The organism is Ruegeria sp. HKCCD7303, assembly GCF_013111185.1.
In the GTDB taxonomy this organism is placed as follows: domain Bacteria; phylum Pseudomonadota; class Alphaproteobacteria; order Rhodobacterales; family Rhodobacteraceae; genus Ruegeria.
Genome location: NZ_WVRE01000006.1, coordinates 142,486 through 159,140, shown reverse-complemented (window position 1 = coordinate 159,140; position 16,655 = coordinate 142,486). Strand labels below are relative to the sequence as shown.

The 16,655-nt window shown below is 55.8% G+C and carries 17 protein-coding genes; 14 read left to right on the top strand and 3 right to left on the bottom strand.

All coding sequences use genetic code 11. From position 1 onward, the window contains the following. The first annotated feature begins 2 nt into the window (after positions 1–2). From GS630_RS16030 to GS630_RS15995, 8 genes are all read left to right on the top strand, one after another. Positions 3–665, top strand: a complete 663-nt coding sequence (locus GS630_RS16030; RefSeq protein ID WP_171620959.1) for a DUF1194 domain-containing protein — start codon at positions 3–5, stop codon at positions 663–665. Positions 666–880: 215 nt separating this feature from the next. Next, positions 881–1,267: a succinate dehydrogenase, cytochrome b556 subunit gene (sdhC, locus tag GS630_RS16025; protein ID WP_170346368.1), complete on the top strand. Its 387-nt coding sequence runs from the start codon at positions 881–883 to the stop codon at positions 1,265–1,267. A gap of 13 nt (positions 1,268–1,280) precedes the next feature. Then, positions 1,281–1,652 carry a succinate dehydrogenase, hydrophobic membrane anchor protein gene (sdhD, locus tag GS630_RS16020; protein ID WP_050604070.1) on the top strand — a complete coding sequence of 124 codons (372 nt, stop codon included), beginning with the start codon at positions 1,281–1,283 and terminating at the stop codon, positions 1,650–1,652. Between the two features lie 18 nt (positions 1,653–1,670). Next, complete coding sequence (sdhA, locus tag GS630_RS16015; RefSeq protein WP_171620958.1) at positions 1,671–3,476, top strand: succinate dehydrogenase flavoprotein subunit; 1,806 nt, start codon at positions 1,671–1,673, stop codon at positions 3,474–3,476. Between the two features lie 95 nt (positions 3,477–3,571). After that, a complete protein-coding gene (locus GS630_RS16010) occupies positions 3,572–4,198 on the top strand; it encodes a sulfotransferase (RefSeq protein ID WP_171179154.1) in 627 nt (208 codons plus the stop codon). A gap of 31 nt (positions 4,199–4,229) precedes the next feature. Further along, positions 4,230–5,009: a succinate dehydrogenase iron-sulfur subunit gene (locus tag GS630_RS16005; RefSeq protein ID WP_171620957.1), complete on the top strand. Its 780-nt coding sequence runs from the start codon at positions 4,230–4,232 to the stop codon at positions 5,007–5,009. 121 nt (positions 5,010–5,130) lie between these two features. Continuing rightward, on the top strand, positions 5,131–5,271 hold the full coding sequence (locus GS630_RS16000) for a hypothetical protein (protein ID WP_171179156.1): 141 nt from the start codon (positions 5,131–5,133) through the stop codon (positions 5,269–5,271). 288 nt (positions 5,272–5,559) lie between these two features. Continuing rightward, the gene (locus GS630_RS15995; protein ID WP_171234938.1) at positions 5,560–6,423 is read left to right on the top strand and encodes a DUF1989 domain-containing protein; all 864 of its coding nucleotides are present in this window, start codon (positions 5,560–5,562) and stop codon (positions 6,421–6,423) included. Positions 6,424–6,456: 33 nt separating this feature from the next. Here the strand turns inward: GS630_RS15995 and deoD are convergent, their stop codons facing one another. From deoD to GS630_RS15980, 3 genes are all read right to left on the bottom strand, one after another. Beyond that, entirely contained in the window at positions 6,457–7,167 is a 711-nt protein-coding gene (gene deoD, locus GS630_RS15990; RefSeq protein ID WP_171620956.1) for a purine-nucleoside phosphorylase, read from the bottom strand. Between the two features lie 18 nt (positions 7,168–7,185). After that, positions 7,186–7,503, bottom strand: coding sequence for an H-NS family nucleoid-associated regulatory protein (locus tag GS630_RS15985; protein WP_171179162.1), 318 nt, complete (start codon positions 7,501–7,503; stop codon positions 7,186–7,188). A 124-nt stretch (positions 7,504–7,627) separates the two neighbouring features. Then, positions 7,628–9,595, bottom strand: a complete 1,968-nt coding sequence (locus tag GS630_RS15980; RefSeq protein WP_171620955.1) for a protein meaA — start codon at positions 9,593–9,595, stop codon at positions 7,628–7,630. Positions 9,596–9,738: 143 nt separating this feature from the next. On the opposite strand from GS630_RS15980, the gene GS630_RS15975 reads away from it, so the two are divergent. The 6 genes from GS630_RS15975 (at position 9,739) to GS630_RS15950 (ending at position 16,652) form a co-directional block, all read left to right on the top strand. Next, positions 9,739–11,103: a 1-acyl-sn-glycerol-3-phosphate acyltransferase gene (locus GS630_RS15975; RefSeq protein WP_171179167.1), complete on the top strand. Its 1,365-nt coding sequence runs from the start codon at positions 9,739–9,741 to the stop codon at positions 11,101–11,103. Positions 11,104–11,240: 137 nt separating this feature from the next. Further along, positions 11,241–12,524, top strand: a complete 1,284-nt coding sequence (ccrA, locus tag GS630_RS15970; protein ID WP_171179175.1) for a crotonyl-CoA carboxylase/reductase — start codon at positions 11,241–11,243, stop codon at positions 12,522–12,524. A 368-nt stretch (positions 12,525–12,892) separates the two neighbouring features. Next, a complete protein-coding gene (locus tag GS630_RS15965) occupies positions 12,893–13,612 on the top strand; it encodes a LuxR family transcriptional regulator (protein ID WP_171234934.1) in 720 nt (239 codons plus the stop codon). Between the two features lie 83 nt (positions 13,613–13,695). Then, entirely contained in the window at positions 13,696–14,334 is a 639-nt protein-coding gene (locus GS630_RS15960; RefSeq protein ID WP_171179179.1) for an acyl-homoserine-lactone synthase, read from the top strand. A 60-nt stretch (positions 14,335–14,394) separates the two neighbouring features. Then, a complete protein-coding gene (locus GS630_RS15955; RefSeq protein ID WP_171620954.1) occupies positions 14,395–15,927 on the top strand; it encodes an ATP-dependent RecD-like DNA helicase in 1,533 nt (510 codons plus the stop codon). Next, positions 15,924–16,652, top strand: coding sequence for an SDR family oxidoreductase (locus tag GS630_RS15950; protein ID WP_171620953.1), 729 nt, complete (start codon positions 15,924–15,926; stop codon positions 16,650–16,652). Before GS630_RS15955 ends, GS630_RS15950 begins: the two co-directional genes overlap by 4 nt. Positions 16,653–16,655: the final 3 nt, after the last annotated feature.

Below are 16,655 nucleotides of genomic sequence, written 5' to 3'. Positions count from 1 at the left end.
CCATGCACTTTCTGCGCGCGATATTGGCCGGCGTCTGCCTGGCCCCGGCGGCTCTGGCCTGTGATCTGGCTTTGGCCTTGGCTGTGGATGTGTCCGGCTCGGTCGATAGCAGCGAATATCGGATCCAGATGGACGGGCTAGCTACCGGACTGCGCGACCCGATTGTATCCGAAGCTTTGGTGCAGGGGCAGGCACAGTTGATGCTGGTACAATGGACGGGGTCGTCGCGTCAGCAGATAACGATCCCTTGGACCCGTATCGACAGTTTCGCAGCTTTGGATCGGTTTGCGGATCAAGTTTCTGCTGATCCGCGTATCTGGCGGAATTTTTCAACCGCGATTGGGGAAGCGCTTCAAACAACGCTCGATTCATTCGAGCCGGTTTCCCACTGCGCCCGGCATCTGATCGATTTGTCAGGTGACGGGGTATCCAATGAAGGGGTCGAGCCGACGCAAGTTCACGCGGCCTTGCGAGATCGAGGCGTTGTGGTCAATGCCTTGGCCATAGAGGAAAGCGAACCGGATCTGACGGCCTATTTCTTTGAGAATGTCATCGTGGGTGAGGGTGCTTTTGTCGTTTCGGCAGCAGGGTTCGCGGACTATCCGGAACGAATTCGCAGAAAACTGCTGCGCGAAGTGACGCAGCAAACCGCAGAGCTGAAGTGACATGACAAAAGATTCGTGATCACATCCGTTTGCCTTTGAAAACGCTAACATTGATAATGAGGAATATAATATGTGATCACGACATTATTTTGTGTGATCACATATGGGGAATATCAACTGATTTGACGTGAATTTGCTGTTTTTTGCAACCGCAGCACGTGACAGTGTCGCAAAAAACAGTAAAACGTTCGGTAGCCAACCGAAAAGGAGCCGCCATGGCCGATGTAAATCGGGGCAACCGCCCACTTTCGCCGCATCTGTCGATCTATCGTCCTCAGCTGACGTCGGTCACTTCCATCCTGACACGCATCACTGGTAACGCACTCCTACTGGCGGCGTTGTTGATTGTTTGGTGGTTTCTGGCCGCAGCAACCTCGCCCGAGGCGTTCGCCGTGGCGAATGGCGTGATTACCTCGGTGCTTGGGGATCTGGTTATGGCTTTGTCCGTTTGGGGCCTGTGGTATCACACGCTGGCGGGCGTGCGGCATCTGATCTGGGACAACGCGGTTGGCTTGGACCTTCCCACAGCGACCAAGCTGGGTTGGGCCGTCGTCATCGGATCGGTTGTGTTGACCCTTCTGACCCTTGTCATCGTCGCGTGATTGGAGGCCTGACATGCGTTATCTGACCGACCGCAAACGCGCCGCTGGCCTTGGCTCGGCAAAATCCGGCACAGCCCATTTCTGGGCGATGAAAGTCAGCTCGGTGGCGTTGCTGATCCTTGTGCCTTTGTTTGTTTTTACATTTGGCCCGGTTCTGGGTCAGCCGTTTGATGTGGTTCTGGACTACTATTCACGTCCCTTCCCCGCGATTGTTGCAGCGTTGACGCTGGCAGTTGGCTTCAAGCACTTCGCAGACGGTGCGCAGGTGATGCTTGAGGACTACGTTCACGGCACGCTCGAAAAGGTCCTGATTATTCTGGTGACTTGCCTGTCTTATGGCGCGGCAGCGGCTGGCATTTTCGCCATCGCGCGCATTGCCCTTTAACTCCCGGAGCTGAAAGAAATGGCTGCATACGAATACGAAACGCATGACTATGACGTGGTCGTTGTCGGTGCCGGTGGGGCCGGTCTGCGGGCGACCTTGGGCATGGCGGAACAGGGATTGCGCACCGCGTGTGTAACAAAGGTTTTCCCAACCCGTTCGCACACAGTGGCGGCTCAGGGTGGTATCGCGGCGTCCTTGTCGAATATGGGCCCGGATCACTGGCAGTGGCACATGTATGACACGGTCAAAGGGTCGGACTGGTTGGGTGACACCGACGCGATGGAGTACCTCGCGCGCGAAGCGCCCAAAGCCGTGTACGAATTGGAGCATTACGGCGTGCCCTTCAGCCGCACCGAAGAAGGCAAGATCTATCAGCGCCCATTCGGTGGTCATACGACTGAGTTTGGCGAAGGCCCCGCTGTACAGCGCACCTGTGCTGCCGCCGACCGGACCGGTCATGCGATCCTGCACACGCTGTATGGTCAATCGCTGAAAAACAACGCCGAGTTCTACATCGAATATTTCGCCATCGACCTGATCATGTCCGAGGATGGGCAATGTCAGGGTGTCGTCTGCTGGAAGCTGGACGACGGCACGATGCATGTCTTCAACGCCAAGATGGTTGTTCTGGCGACAGGCGGCTATGGCCGGGCATATTTCAGCGCGACTTCGGCCCATACCTGTACCGGTGACGGTGGCGGTATGGTGGCCCGCGCAGGTCTGGCCCTGCAGGATATGGAGTTCGTGCAGTTCCACCCGACCGGCATCTACGGCTCGGGCTGTCTGATCACCGAAGGTGCTCGGGGCGAGGGTGGATACCTCACCAACTCGGAAGGCGAGCGGTTCATGGAGCGTTATGCGCCCCAGTACAAAGACCTCGCGCCCCGTGACTATGTCTCGCGCTCGATGACGATGGAGATTCGCGAAGGCCGCGGTGTCGGCGCGGAAGGGGATCACATCCACCTGAACCTGTCGCATTTGCCTGCTGAAGCTCTGGCAGAGCGTTTGCCGGGTATCTCGGAAAGTGCAAAGATTTTTGCGGGTGTCGACGTGACCAAGGAACCAATCCCGGTTCTGCCGACCGTTCACTACAACATGGGTGGCATTCCGACCAACTATTGGGGTGAGGTTCTGAACCCCACCGCCGACGACCCAACGGCTGTTGTCCCCGGCTTGATGGCCGTGGGTGAAGCGGGTTGTGCCTCGGTCCACGGTGCGAACCGTCTGGGGTCTAACTCGCTGATCGACCTCGTGGTGTTTGGCCGCGCCGCCGCGATCCGCGCTGGCAAAGTCGTGGATGCCGAAGCGCCGAACCCGGTTCTGAATCAGGCGTCGGTCGACAAAGCCTTTGATCGGTTCGATGCGGTCCGCAATGCCAGCGGCTCGGTCCCGACGGCAGAATTGCGGCTTGAGATGCAGAAAACCATGCAAGCCGATGCCGCTGTGTTCCGTACGGCCAAAACTATGGCCGAGGGCGTTGAAAAGATGACGGCGATTGCCGCTAAGATGGACGATCTGCAAGTCACTGACCGGTCTCTGGTATGGAACAGCGATCTGATGGAAACGTTGGAACTGGCCAACCTGATGCCCAACGCGTTGGCGACCATCGTCGGTGCTGAGGCCCGTAAGGAATCCCGTGGTGCCCACGCGCACGAGGACTTCAGCGAGCGTGACGATGAAAACTGGCGCGTTCACACGGTCAGCCGGGTTGAGGGCAACGCAGTTGAGCTGAGCTATCGCCCGGTCATCGTTGATCCGCTGACGACCGAGGACCAAGGCGGTATTAGCCTGCAGAAAATCGCGCCCAAAGCGCGGACGTTCTAAGGGCAGGGAAAGCAGGCAATGACGCACAAGCGCCAAATACCCGTGATCCTGATGCAGGCAATCAGCCTGCGGATGGCGCGTGCGTGGTGCTTGTCATGACGGTCGAAGTTTTGAAGTCGGGGTCAAGCGATCCAAAGATAATCCTGATCGGGTTGAATCGCTGTGCGACGACCTCGTTTCACAAGCTGTTCCATAACAGCGGAATCCCATCCGTGCATTGGGAAGATGAGCAAGGCCAAAACCTTGCGCATCGCATGATGACCAATATTGCCATGGGGCGCAGGCCCTTGGATGGGTTCGGCGCGGTAAGGGCCTTCACCGACATTGCCTTTGTCAATTCGCGCTTCATGCTGGACGGTTCGCGTTTCTTTCGCGAGCTGCACGCGGCTTATCCAAGCGCATACTTTTTGCTGAACACGCGCAATCGCGAGGATTGGATCAACTCAAGGGCCAGCCATTCCGGTGGTGGCTATCTGGAGCGATGCTGCAAGGCCAACGGACAGACAGCTAATGAGGTGAAACAGGGTTGGGCGCATATGTACGATGTGCACCACACCGAGGTCGAAACCTATTTCGACGGAAATCCTCGCTTCCTGCGCTATGATATCGACAAAGATGACCCACAACGCGTTGCGGACTGGCTCTCGCCGGATTTCGACGTGAACATTGCCCACTGGGGGCATTATAATCGAGGGGCGTCTGATCGCGCCCGGACAGGCTGAAAGGCGGCCTTGTGCTGAATGGAGAATTGACATGGTTCAACTGACCCTGCCCAAGAATTCCCGGATTACCACCGGCAAGACCTGGCTCAAGCCGGACGGTGCCACCAATGTGCGCAAGTTCCAGATCTATCGCTGGAACCCCGATGACGGTCAGAACCCGCGTGTTGATACCTATTTCGTCGACATGGATACATGCGGCCCGATGGTTCTGGACGCGCTGATCAAGATCAAGAACGAGATCGACCCAACGTTGACCTTCCGCCGGTCTTGCCGCGAAGGCATCTGTGGCTCTTGTGCGATGAATATCGACGGGATCAACACGTTGGCCTGCATTTACGGCATGGACGAGATCAAGGGCGACGTGAAAATTTATCCGCTGCCGCATATGCCGGTGGTCAAGGACCTGATCCCTGATCTGACCCATTTCTATGCGCAGCATGCTTCGATCATGCCTTGGCTGGAAACCAAGACCAACCGTCCCGCGAAGGAATGGAAGCAGTCGATTGAGGACCGCAAGAAACTGGATGGTCTCTATGAATGCGTGATGTGCGCCAGCTGCTCAACCTCGTGCCCCAGCTATTGGTGGAACGGTGACCGGTATCTTGGCCCCGCCGCGTTGCTGCATGCGTATCGCTGGATTATCGACAGCCGCGATGAGGCCACAGGCGAACGTCTGGATGAGCTGGAAGATCCGTTCAAGCTGTATCGCTGTCACACCATCATGAATTGCGCCAAGACCTGCCCCAAAGGTCTGAACCCGGCCAAGGCGATTGCTGAAATCAAAAAGATGATGGTCGAACGCGCTGTTTAAGCGCCACTGCGTTTTGCGATAAACGCATGCCCAACTTGCAAAATTAGGCGATGCGGCCTTGGCTGCGTTGCCTTATTTTTGGGGCAGGGAGGAGTGATGAGATTAAGCCAGGATCACTCCAATGAGCAAAGACACTTCCAAACAAAAAACCGACGCCCAAGAAGCGTTGGAACTGCTTGAGCAGGCATGGGCGTATTACGTGCCAGAACCCGTGAAAGCTGACAAAGAACCTGAGTTGTTCGAATACGCAAACGCAGCCTGATACGGGCCGTAAGACTTGAACTACGACTGCTAATCGGCAAAGCAAGGCAATGCCTGTTCTTCTGCTTCTGTTGGCGGCCGGTGTATTAGGCTATTTTGTCTGGCGCGCCCGTCATTCTACGCTGACGCGTAATTGTCGGTGGCGCCAAGACAAAAGCCATGGTGTCTGGCGGTGTAGCTTCTGCGGCGCTGAAATCACTTCTCAGGAACAGCCTTTGCGGTGTTCGAGGGCGCGCGACAACTAATTATCTGCTTTTCGCAGGCAGAGTTATGCGCCAGTCTGCATCGCATGACACGTTCTGAACGCCCTGTCCCCGTTCCCGAAGATGCTGAGGCGCGTCGCGCGCTGGCCCCCGTAATCTGCTACCCGAACGACGCATTACCGCGACCTGATGTGTCGTGGATGCGAACCCTGCGCCAAGGCGCAATCAAAACCGGTGAGGTTCTGGTTCCCCCGCGCGATGCGCGCTGTTTTGAGGTGCCGGCAGGGCATTTCTTTCGAATTACGTCCGTCGAAGGCCCACAGGTCGGTGATTTGAACATATGGAACCGCAATGACCTGTCCGAACGGTTCTATTCAGGTAAAACCCGCGCCTTGCATGGAACGCATCTGACCACCGGAGAACAGATGTGGTCCAGTTTTCCCCATCTGCGCCCTATGGCCACGATCATTGAAGACACACTGGAATGGTACGGAATCGACGTCTTTGGCGGGTCGGTCCATGACGTTATTGGTACGCGGTGTGATCCGTATACGGGCAACCTGTTGTCGGGTACGCAATACCACCACTGCTGCCATTCAAACCTGACCCGCGCGCTTGCGGATCATTTGGATCTTCCGCTGACCGAAGCTGAACTTGCAGTGCATGACGTGCTGAATGTCTTTATGTGCACCGGGTTTACCCGCGATACGGGTCAATATTTTATGAAGGCCTCACCTGTGCGCCCCGGTGATTATCTTGAATTCTTTGCCGAAATTGATCTGCTTGGCAATCTGAGCGCCTGCCCAGGCGGGGATTGTTCGTCCGAGCATTCCTCGGACACGGCGGCCTGTTTCCCGCTGCTGGTCGAAACATTCGCACCCGCTGAAGGTGATTTGAAAGGTTGGGAAAGCCCGGCGCGCAATGGTTATGATCGCACGCATGGGCGATAAATCCGACAGGCACCTGGTGGTGCCTGCCATTTGTCAGGTGTTCGGGAAAGCCGCCTGAAGGGCGATTTCCACCATGTCACCAAAGCTGCGCTCGCGTTCAGACGACGGAAGAGCTTCTCCGGTCAGCAGGTGATCGGAAACAGTGAGTACGGCCAAAGCCCTGCACTTGTGGCGTGCCGCCAAGATGTACAGTTCTGCGGCTTCCATCTCGACGCCCAGAATGCCGTGACGCACCATCTGTTCGTTCAGATCGGGGCGCTCGTCATAAAAGACATCGGAGGAGTAGATTCCACCAACATGCGTTGGCGTCCCCTTTGCCGCTGCTGCCGCTGCCGCAGAATGCAACAACTCCCAATCAGCGCAGGGGGCAAAGTTCAACTCTTTCATGATGCCGCGCGACGGAGTGCTGAGCGTGGTAGATGTCATCGCCAGAATAACGTCGCGTAGTTTCACACTGTCCTGCATGCCGCCACATGAACCGATACGGATCAGGGTTTTTGCACCGTAATCACGGATCAATTCATTCACGTAAATGGAAAGAGAGGGCATCCCCATGCCGCTGCCCTGAATCGTTACAGGATGTCCTTTCCAATTTCCGGTAAAGCCAAGCATTCCCCGAACGTTATTGACCTGATTTACATCGGTCAAAAACGTCTCTGCAGCCCATTTTGCCCGATAAGGGTCTCCGGGCAAAAGAACGGTTTCTGCGATTTCGCCTTTTTCGGCACCAATGTGAATGGTCATTTGTTCAACTTATCCTGATCAAATTTCCAATTCAGAAATATCGGATCCCGCATTTAAGGCGTCATGCACCCATTGGGGTTTGCGCCCACGACCTGACCACGTCTGGTCCGGGTTCGACGGATTGCGATATTTCGCTTTCGTTTTAGGCGCTTTTCCGCCACGAGGCGCGTCGCTGGACAATTCAGACAGCGAAAAACCAAACTCTGCCGCTGCTTTTTCAGCAGCCTTCAAAGCCGCACTCCGCTCGCGTTTTTCGGCGCTTACAAGCGCTTTGTCTATATCGTCACGTAAAGCCAACAGCTCTTTTCGCGACATTTGTTCGAGATTGATCCCCATCAGTCTTCTCCGATTGAATTAAAATACGGTGCGTAGTGGCGCGCACCGTATTTCCAAAAACAGGATTATTCCATCCCAAAGATTTCAAGGACAGAAACGGGGAAAAAAGAAAGAAAAGGCTCAGTTATTCAGCAGCAAGTGTTTTGTGGTCTGCCAAAACAACGATATCGCCCATAATTGCGTTCAATTCAAAGTTCTTAGGGGTGTAAACCTTGGCCACCCCCATGGCTTTCAATTTTTCGGCATCTTCATCAGGGATAATCCCGCCGACAACAACCGGTATATGGGACAGCCCTTCTTTTTGCAGACGCGCCAATACATCTTCGACCAGTGGCAGGTGGCTGCCGGATAGAATAGATAAGCCGATTACATGCGCGTCGTCTTCGCGTGCAGCATCCACGATTTCCTCTGGCGTTAGGCGGATGCCTTCATAGCTGATGTCCATGCCGCAATCACGGGCGCGGAAGGCGATCTGTTCAGCGCCGTTGGAATGGCCATCCAATCCCGGTTTGCCGACCAGAAACTTGAGGCGGCGGCCCAGTTTGTCACTGACCGCGTCGACCGCAGCGCGCAGATCGTCCAACCCTTCGGTTTTGTTCGAAACCGAGCCTGAAACACCGGTTGGGCCACGATAAGTACCGTAGACTTTGCGCATCTCTTCCGCCCATTCGCCTGTGGTGACGCCCGCCTTGGCGGCGGCAATGGACGGCTCCATCACGTTTGCTCCGGTTTTCGCGGCCTCCCGCAACGCGGCCAGGGCATTTGCAACAGCCGAGTCGTCCCGTTCAGCGCGCCAGGAGTTCAGGCGGTCGATCTGTTCCTGTTCCACCGCCGGATCGACAACCATGATGCCGCCATCTTCGGTCTGCAAAGGTGAAGCTTCACCTTCGATCCATTTGTTCACACCAACAACGACGGTTTCGTTTCGTTCAATACGGTTCAGCCGATCTGCGTTTGAGTCCACCAGGCGGGATTTCATGTACTCAATCGAGGCCACCGCGCCACCCATCGAATCAAGGTTCGCCAACTCGGCCCGCGCGCCTGTCTTCAACTCTTCGACCTTGGCATCGACGGCGGGGTTGCCATCGAACAGGTCGTCGAATTCCAGCAGGTCGGTCTCATAGGCCAGGATTTGCTGCATCCGCATCGACCATTGCTGATCCCAGGGGCGCGGCAGCCCAAGCGCCTCGTTCCAGGCAGGCAATTGCACCGCACGCGCACGCGCGTTTTTCGACAGCGTCACGGCCAGCATTTCGATCAGGATGCGATAGACGTTGTTTTCAGGCTGTTGTTCGGTCAGACCCAACGAGTTAACCTGCACCCCATAGCGGAATCGGCGGAATTTCGGATTCTCGACACCATAGCGTTGTTGCAGAATCTCATCCCAAAGATCGACAAATGCGCGCATCTTGCACATTTCGGTGACAAAGCGGATGCCCGCGTTCACGAAAAACGAAATACGGCCACACAGGGCTGGGAAATCCTCTGCCGGAACGCGCGGGCGCAATTCGTCCAACACCGCGATGGCGGTGGCCAAGGCATAGGCCAGTTCCTGTTCTGGTGTCGCGCCCGCTTCCTGCAGGTGGTACGAACACACATTCATCGGGTTCCACTTGGGAACGTTGGTATAGCAATACTCGGCCACGTCCGCGATCATCTTAAGCGACGGTTTGGGCGGGCAAACATAGGTGCCGCGGCTCAGATATTCCTTGATCAGGTCATTTTGCACCGTGCCCTGCAATTTCGACACATCTGCGCCTTGCTCTTCCGCGACAGCGATATACAGCGCCAATAACCATGGGGCAGTGGCGTTGATCGTCATCGAGGTGTTCATCTGCTCAAGCGGGATCTGGTCGAACAGAACCCGCATGTCGCCCAGATGACAAACGGGAACGCCCACTTTGCCGACTTCACCGCGTGCCAATGTGTGGTCGCTGTCATAGCCCGTTTGCGTGGGCAGATCGAAAGCCACGGACAGGCCGGTTTGCCCTTTCGCCAGGTTCCCCCGATAAAGTGCGTTCGAGGCTTTGGCCGTGGAATGACCGGCATAGGTTCGGATGAGCCAAGGGCGATCTTTCTGCGTCTGCGTCATAGGGGGCCTCGTGTTTCAGTGGGCAATAAAATTACGTCTTGAGGTTCTAAAGCGCAATTTTCGGGATATGTCAATTCGCTGCGTTGCGGCATCCTTCAATTGTTCAGATTGTGGGCAGTTGCGATTGGTGGCAATGTGCCGCCATGACGCAAACCGTGGAACTTCCGCTTTGGCTTTTCCTGCTGATCGTGGTCTTTGCCATGGTCACTTTTGCTTCGCATTTTCTGTTTCCTTCAGTGCGATGGTTTTTTCGCCGTAGATTGGAACGCGCCGTTTCGCGCCTGAATCAAAGGCTTCAACGTCCCATTCAACCGTTCAAGCTGGCGCGGCGTCATGACATGATCCAGCGGCTGATTTACGACCCTCAGGTCGGGCAGGCGGTTCAACAACACGCGCAGGACGAAGGCATTCCCGAGGCAGTCGCCTTTGAAAAAGCGCGCCGCTACGCGCGCGAGATTGTCCCGTCGTTTTCTGCCTTTGCCTATTTCAGCTTTGCCATTCGGCTCGCCCGTCTGCTGAGCAATACGTTTTACGAGGTCCGACTCGGGTACAAGGACGAGGCTGCGATCAAGAACATCGACCCGGATGCGACCGTGGTTTTTGTGATGAACCATCGCAGCAATATGGACTATGTGCTGGTGACCTATCTGGCGGCACAGCAGTCGGCCTTGTCTTATGCTGTCGGAGAATGGGCGCGCGTTTGGCCGCTAAGCCGTTTGATCCGCGCAATGGGGGCGTACTTCATTCGACGCAAATCAGGCAGTGAGCTCTATAGGCAGGTGTTGTCCTGCTATGTGCGCCACGCGACCGAAGCGGGTGTGACGCAAGCCATGTTCCCGGAAGGCGGTTTAAGCCTGACTGGCGCACTGGGTCGCCCAAAACTGGGTTTGCTGAAATACATTATGGACGGAACTTCGCCTGAAGGCCGCGACGTCGTATTCGTTCCTGTGGCGTTGAATTATGATCGAGTGCTTGAAGATACCATCCTGACTCGCGCGGCTTTGGGGTCTGAGCGTCGGTTTCGCGCTCGGATTGGCGTAATCTCGCGCTGGATCCTCAAGCAGATCTGGCGGCGCTTGATCGGGCGGTACAAGCGGTTTGGCGTTGCCTCTGTGCGATATGGGGTGCCCATTTCGCTAAAGGAATTTCGCGTCGTGAATGATGACGATGTCATGACGGATCTGGCCCGGGAATTGATGCAACGCATCGGGCAAGCGATCCCGCTGGTTCCGGCCCCTGCGGCGTGCCTGTTGTTGCAACAGAAAGGTTCTTCATCTGAAAAGGTCGTTCGTTCCCAAATACTTTCTATGCTGGCCGAAGACGGCCATGCGTCAGACCAAGACGAAGCGGCGGTTGAAAATGCCCTGAATCAGTTGGTCGAGCGCAGGATCTTAAGCCGCCAGGGGGACAATCTGGCCCTTTCAGGTCAAAGAGAGGATTTGCTGGAGTACTATGCAGCCTCAGCCCCAAACCACAGGGATTCTGAGAATACTGCGCTTGCGAAATAACTTTCTGCATCTGCTGGGTCATAAAATTACAAATATGAACCAAAAACGGTTGCATTATTACTCAGTGGTCAATATTCACAGTCTGTGAAGCACGCGATTCTGCGTTGCGGCAATGATATTGAGAATAGGAGGCCAGCATGGCTTTGGACACCGAAAGCGGTATCGCGTCGTACGAGGCACCCGAAAAGGACCTCTATGAAATGGGTGAGATCCCTCCGATGGGATTTGTCCCCAAGCAAATGTATGCTTGGGCCATCCGCAAGGAACGCCACGGCGAGCCGAACACTGCAATGCAACAAGAAGTGGTCGACGTACCCGAACTGGACAGCAACGAGGTGCTGGTTCTGGTGATGGCAGCTGGCGTAAACTATAACGGTGTCTGGGCCGCCCTGGGTCAGCCAATCAGCCCGTTTGATGGCCACAAAGCCCCCTATCACATTGCCGGTTCGGATGCGTCAGGCATTGTCTGGGCCGTTGGCGATAAGGTGAAGCGCTGGAAAGTCGGCGACGAAGTTGTCATCCACTGCAACCAGGACGATGGCGATGATGAAGAGTGCAACGGCGGCGATCCGATGTACTCGACCAGCCAACGGATTTGGGGTTATGAGACACCAGACGGCTCTTTCAGCCAGTTCACCCGCGTTCAGGCACAACAACTTATGCCGCGCCCCAAGCACCTGACCTGGGAAGAAGCTGCGTGCTACACACTGACGTTGGCGACCGCTTATAGGATGCTGTTTGGCCACGAGCCGCATGATCTGAAGCCGGGCCAGAACGTTCTGGTTTGGGGTGCGTCTGGCGGTCTTGGTTCTTATGCGATCCAGCTGATCAACACGGCCGGTGCGAATGCGATTGGTGTAATCTCGGACGAAAGCAAGCGCGATTTCGTTATGGGATTAGGTGCCAAGGGCGTGCTGAACCGTAAAGACTTCAACTGTTGGGGCCAATTGCCCACGGTAAACACGCCGGAATATGCTGAATGGTTCAAAGAAGCCCGCAAGTTCGGCAAGGCGATTTGGGACATCACCGGCAAGGGCAACAACGTGGATATGGTGTTTGAACACCCCGGTGAAAGCACGTTCCCGGTCTCGACCTTTGTTGTCAAAAAAGGTGGTATGGTCGTGATCTGCGCCGGTACAACAGGTTTCAACTGTACCTTTGATGTGCGCTACATGTGGATGCATCAAAAGCGCCTGCAAGGATCGCACTTTGCGCACCTCAAACAAGCGGCTGCTGCAAACAAGCTGATGGTTGAACGTCGCTTGGACCCCTGCATGTCGGAAGTGTTCACTTGGAACGATCTGCCAGAGGCGCACATGAAGATGCTCCGGAACGAACATAAGCCGGGGAACATGTCTGTCCTTGTTCAAGCGCCCCGCACTGGCCTGCGAACCCTGGAAGAAGTTCTCGACGCAGGTTGATCCCCATTTGGGTTGTAGACAAAAAAACACCCGCGAATCGCCTTACCGGTTCGCGGGTGTTTTGCGTTTTGACAAAGCCTTTCGGACTTTCAAACACTTACATTTTCCTCCCCCGCCATTTTTGGGGAGTAGAAACCGGTGAATAGGTCGAAAAAGATTATACATGTTATGGTTGTGTTAACGCTTCGTTAACTGTTTCAGAGAGACCCTAATGGCGCAGAATGAGTGGATATTGGACGTATTGTCGGATCTCAATGCTTTCGCCGTTGCGAACGGGTTGAGCGCGCTTGCCGAGCAGCTGGATGACACAAGGCTGATCGCGGCGGCCGAGATCGCGTCCCTGAAGAACGAGGCACGAGCGCCCGCGGATGGGAACAGAAGTCGAATTGGGTCAAATCCTTCAGGATTTGGAAAACACCAACACGCTTGAAGAGCTCAGCAATGTTGCAGAGCAATTACGTGGTATTCTTCAGGTCGAACATCTGACCTATCACTGGGTCGATGGTGCTGGCGATCAGTACGGTTACACCACATATTCAGATGCTTGGGACGAACGCTATCGGGACAAGAATTACCATCGTATTGATCCGGTTATTCTTGGGTGTTTCCAAAGATTTCATCCGGTTGACTGGAAATCTCTGGACTGGTCGAGCAGGATTGCAAAGTCCTTTCTTGAAGATGCCAGAAACCACGGTGTTGGCAATCAGGGCTATTCCATTCCGATCCGGGGCCCGAACGGGCAGTTTGCCCTATTCACAGTAAACCACAGTTGCGATGATCGGACCTGGCAGCGCTTTATTTCCACCTTCGGGCGAGACTTGATCCTTGTTGCGCATTTTATCAATCGCAAAGCGCTTGAGTTCGAAGAGGACAGGCAGCCGGATTCCAAGCGTAATCTGTCTCCACGGGAAATTGACGCGATCACCCTTTTGGCTTTGGGATACAGCAGGGCTCAAGTGGCGCATTCTCTGTCGATATCAGAGCATACGCTGCGGGTTTATATCGAAAGCGCCCGATCCAAGTTGGGCGCTCATAACACAACTCATGCAATCGCAACCGCACTTAGCCGAGGCTTAATAGTGGTTTAAGGCCAGCGCGCACCCCACACGTAATATTAACCACAACTCTGTACCCCTTTCGTTCCTGCACAGGACGACAAGGGGAACAAGTCATGTTGCGTTATTTATATGCCGATGAGTTGCACAGATTTCCAACTCTGGCAGAGGGGATGTTCAAGGATCGAGCGGATCAGTTCAAAACCCGGCTGGGGTGGGATGTCCACGTCAACGAACAAGGTGAAGAGCGGGATGAGTATGATGCGCTCAACCCGCTCTATGTCATCTGGGAAGAGCCGGACGGCCGTCATGGCGGGTCGATGCGGGTGTTGCCGACAACGGGTCGGGTGATGATCAACGAGGTGTTTGGGCATCTTAACGGTGGCAAACCCATTTGCAGCCCGCTGATCTGGGAAGTTACACGGTTTTGCCTGTCACGCGACGCAGGCCCGCATACGGCTGGGGCCATTATGCTGAGCGGGGGTGAAATGATGGAGGGTTTTGGCCTGACACACATCGCCGGTGTGTTTGATGCGCGTATGATCCGTATCTATCGCCTGATCGGCTCATCGCCCGAGGTTCTGGGCACCCAGGGCAGCGGGCGGGATCAGATCTCGGTCGGGTTGTGGCCTTACTCTGCAGATGACTGCAACCGCGTGGCGGAGCGCGCGGGCATCCCACGCGAACTGTCACGCCTTTGGTTCAACACGGCTTTTGGGCCCAAAAAGCAGCACCGATTTGCACTGTCCGCCTGAGCGGCTGAAATCGCCATTCCGCATCTGGTGATGGTCGGCGCGGCCCTGTAGGGTCGCGCCATGTCTTTGCAAAATGTAACCTTCTCGGATGATCAGGCCGCCGCATTTGACAGCATCGCCGAGATGCTGCGATCAGCAGGTGTCGATCTTGAAGATGATGCCCTTCTTAAGCTGCCGGGGGCAGGAAAATCCGGTGTAATGGCCGTGATCGGCAAGGCTGGTTCGGGTAAAACCCTGCTGTTGGCTGAACTTTATAAAGCGCTGGCAGAGACCGGAGTGCAGATCGTGTCCGGCGACTATGAAAGTCGCAAGTCAAGGGACAAGCGCAGCTTGGCCATCCTGGCCCCCACCAACAAGGCCGCAAGCGTTCTGCGCCTGCGTGGTGTGCCTGCCACGACAATTCACCGCATTCTCTACACGCCGGTGTACGACCCGGAATACGAGCGCATCGCTGAATGGCTGGCGGGCAACGATGAACGCCCCGAGATTGAAGGACTGACAGAAGAAGCCCTGGATCGGGCTGCGGCGTTTTACGAAAACAACAAGTCCATGCCCGGGGCATTGGCCGCAGCCGGTTTGAGGGGATCAGATTTCATCACTGGGTGGAAGCGACGCGACGAACCTTTGGACATCGGATTTGTCGACGAAGCGTCGATGCTGGATGATCGGCAATTCGAGGATCTGAAAGAGATTTTTCCAACCCTTCTGTTATTCGGTGATCCGGCGCAGCTGGCACCGGTGAACCAGTCGGGCAGCATGGTTTTTGAAGCCTTGCCCGAGCCCCGGAAGCTGACGCTTCAACGGGTTCACAGGCAGGATGCGGACAACCCGATTCTCGATCTGGCCCATGCTCTGGCAGACCCCGAAATGGGGTTTGAGGACTTCGAGCGTTTGGTCGAAGAGACAGCTCGCCGTGACGACAGGGTGGTCTGGGGCCAGCGGGTCGAGGTCGACCTGATGGCGCGCAGCCCGGTTTTGGTTTGGCGCAACGCAACACGCATTCGACTTATTCAGGCGTTCAGGAACGTCCATGGCGCACCAGAGACCGAGCTGTTGGAGGGGGAACCGCTAATTTGCGACGGGATCGAACTGCCTTTGAAACATCGCAAGAAACGGTTGGATCTTGAGGCGCGCGGGCTGATCAAGGGGGCTCAGGTTGTGTATCTGGGGCCGGGGCGAAAACCGGGGTTTTCGCGATTGCACGTTATGGGGGCCGAAGACCCTCAGGTCAGCGCTGCGTCGATTGTACAAATCGAAAAACCGAACGAGGAAGAGCCATTCATTCCTTTTGCCGCGCGTATGGGCGCAACGTTCCTGCACGGTGCGGCGGTTACGATCCACAAGGCGCAGGGCTCGCAATGGGATACGGTTCAAGTTTTTGCGCCTGACATCTACGCTGCGGCCCGAATGGGTCGGACCGAGGCCGGACAACCCTTGTGGAAACGTTTGGCCTATGTGGCGATCACTCGGGCGCAAGAGCGGTTGATTTGGGTGGTTCGCAACCGTTTATCAAAGCCAACATACCCGCTGCGGGTGGATGACTTGCGGGCTTTACCAGCGGCGTCGCTGACATTGGAGGCGGAAGAGACATGACATCCATAATCGTGACAGGCGCAAGCTCTGGCATTGGTCTGGCCACCGCCGAATTGTTTCTGGCCCAAGGGTGGACGGTTGGCATGCTGGCACGCAGTGCGGACAAGTTGAATGCCCTGGCACAGAAACATGCCAACGCAGTTTCGTTGCCTGCTGATGTCACCGATCCTGAAGCTGTGAAGACCGTGTTCCGCAAGTTCGCGAACAAGGTTGGGCGTCTGGACGTCTTGTTCAACAACGCAGGAATCTTTGCTCCGGGTGGCACGATTGACGAGATCGCGCTTGAGGATTGGTACCAAAGCGTCAACGTCAACCTGAACGGTATGTTCCTGTGCGCACGCGAAGCCTTTGGCATCATGCGGCATCAGGACTCTCAGGGTGGACGGATCATCAATAACGGCTCCATTGCCGCCCATGTTCCGCGTCCGAACTCTGTGCACTATTCAGCGACAAAACACGCAATTACCGGACTGACCCGCAGCCTGTCTCTGGACGGGCGGTCCTTTGGAATTGCCTGTGGCCAGATCGACATCGGGAACGCCCGCACACAGATGGTTCAGGGTCTTGTCGACGCCGCGCAGGCGGCAGGGGACACGCCTGACCCGACTATGGCTGTTGAGGACGCAGCACGGTCAGTTCTGCATATGGCAACCTTGCCGCCCGAGGCGAACGTTCAGTTCATGACCATCATGGCCACGACCATGCCTTACATCGGCAGGGGATGAAGG

Coding starts and splice junctions, on each gene's coding strand:
- GS630_RS15965 (WP_171234934.1), top strand. CDS start 12,893: ATGGGAACAGAAGTCGAATTGGGTCAAATCCTTCAGGATTTGGAAAAC.
- sdhC (WP_170346368.1), top strand. CDS start 881: ATGGCCGATGTAAATCGGGGCAACCGCCCACTTTCGCCGCATCTGTCG.
- GS630_RS16010 (WP_171179154.1), top strand. CDS start 3,572: ATGACGGTCGAAGTTTTGAAGTCGGGGTCAAGCGATCCAAAGATAATC.
- sdhA (WP_171620958.1), top strand. CDS start 1,671: ATGGCTGCATACGAATACGAAACGCATGACTATGACGTGGTCGTTGTC.
- GS630_RS15955 (WP_171620954.1), top strand. CDS start 14,395: ATGTCTTTGCAAAATGTAACCTTCTCGGATGATCAGGCCGCCGCATTT.
- GS630_RS15975 (WP_171179167.1), top strand. CDS start 9,739: ATGACGCAAACCGTGGAACTTCCGCTTTGGCTTTTCCTGCTGATCGTG.
- GS630_RS16030 (WP_171620959.1), top strand. CDS start 3: ATGCACTTTCTGCGCGCGATATTGGCCGGCGTCTGCCTGGCCCCGGCG.
- GS630_RS16005 (WP_171620957.1), top strand. CDS start 4,230: ATGGTTCAACTGACCCTGCCCAAGAATTCCCGGATTACCACCGGCAAG.
- GS630_RS15980 (WP_171620955.1), bottom strand. CDS start 9,595: ATGACGCAGACGCAGAAAGATCGCCCTTGGCTCATCCGAACCTATGCC.
- GS630_RS15950 (WP_171620953.1), top strand. CDS start 15,924: ATGACATCCATAATCGTGACAGGCGCAAGCTCTGGCATTGGTCTGGCC.
- GS630_RS15960 (WP_171179179.1), top strand. CDS start 13,696: ATGTTGCGTTATTTATATGCCGATGAGTTGCACAGATTTCCAACTCTG.
- GS630_RS16000 (WP_171179156.1), top strand. CDS start 5,131: ATGAGCAAAGACACTTCCAAACAAAAAACCGACGCCCAAGAAGCGTTG.
- GS630_RS15985 (WP_171179162.1), bottom strand. CDS start 7,503: ATGGGGATCAATCTCGAACAAATGTCGCGAAAAGAGCTGTTGGCTTTA.
- ccrA (WP_171179175.1), top strand. CDS start 11,241: ATGGCTTTGGACACCGAAAGCGGTATCGCGTCGTACGAGGCACCCGAA.
- GS630_RS15995 (WP_171234938.1), top strand. CDS start 5,560: ATGACACGTTCTGAACGCCCTGTCCCCGTTCCCGAAGATGCTGAGGCG.
- sdhD (WP_050604070.1), top strand. CDS start 1,281: ATGCGTTATCTGACCGACCGCAAACGCGCCGCTGGCCTTGGCTCGGCA.
- deoD (WP_171620956.1), bottom strand. CDS start 7,167: ATGACCATTCACATTGGTGCCGAAAAAGGCGAAATCGCAGAAACCGTT.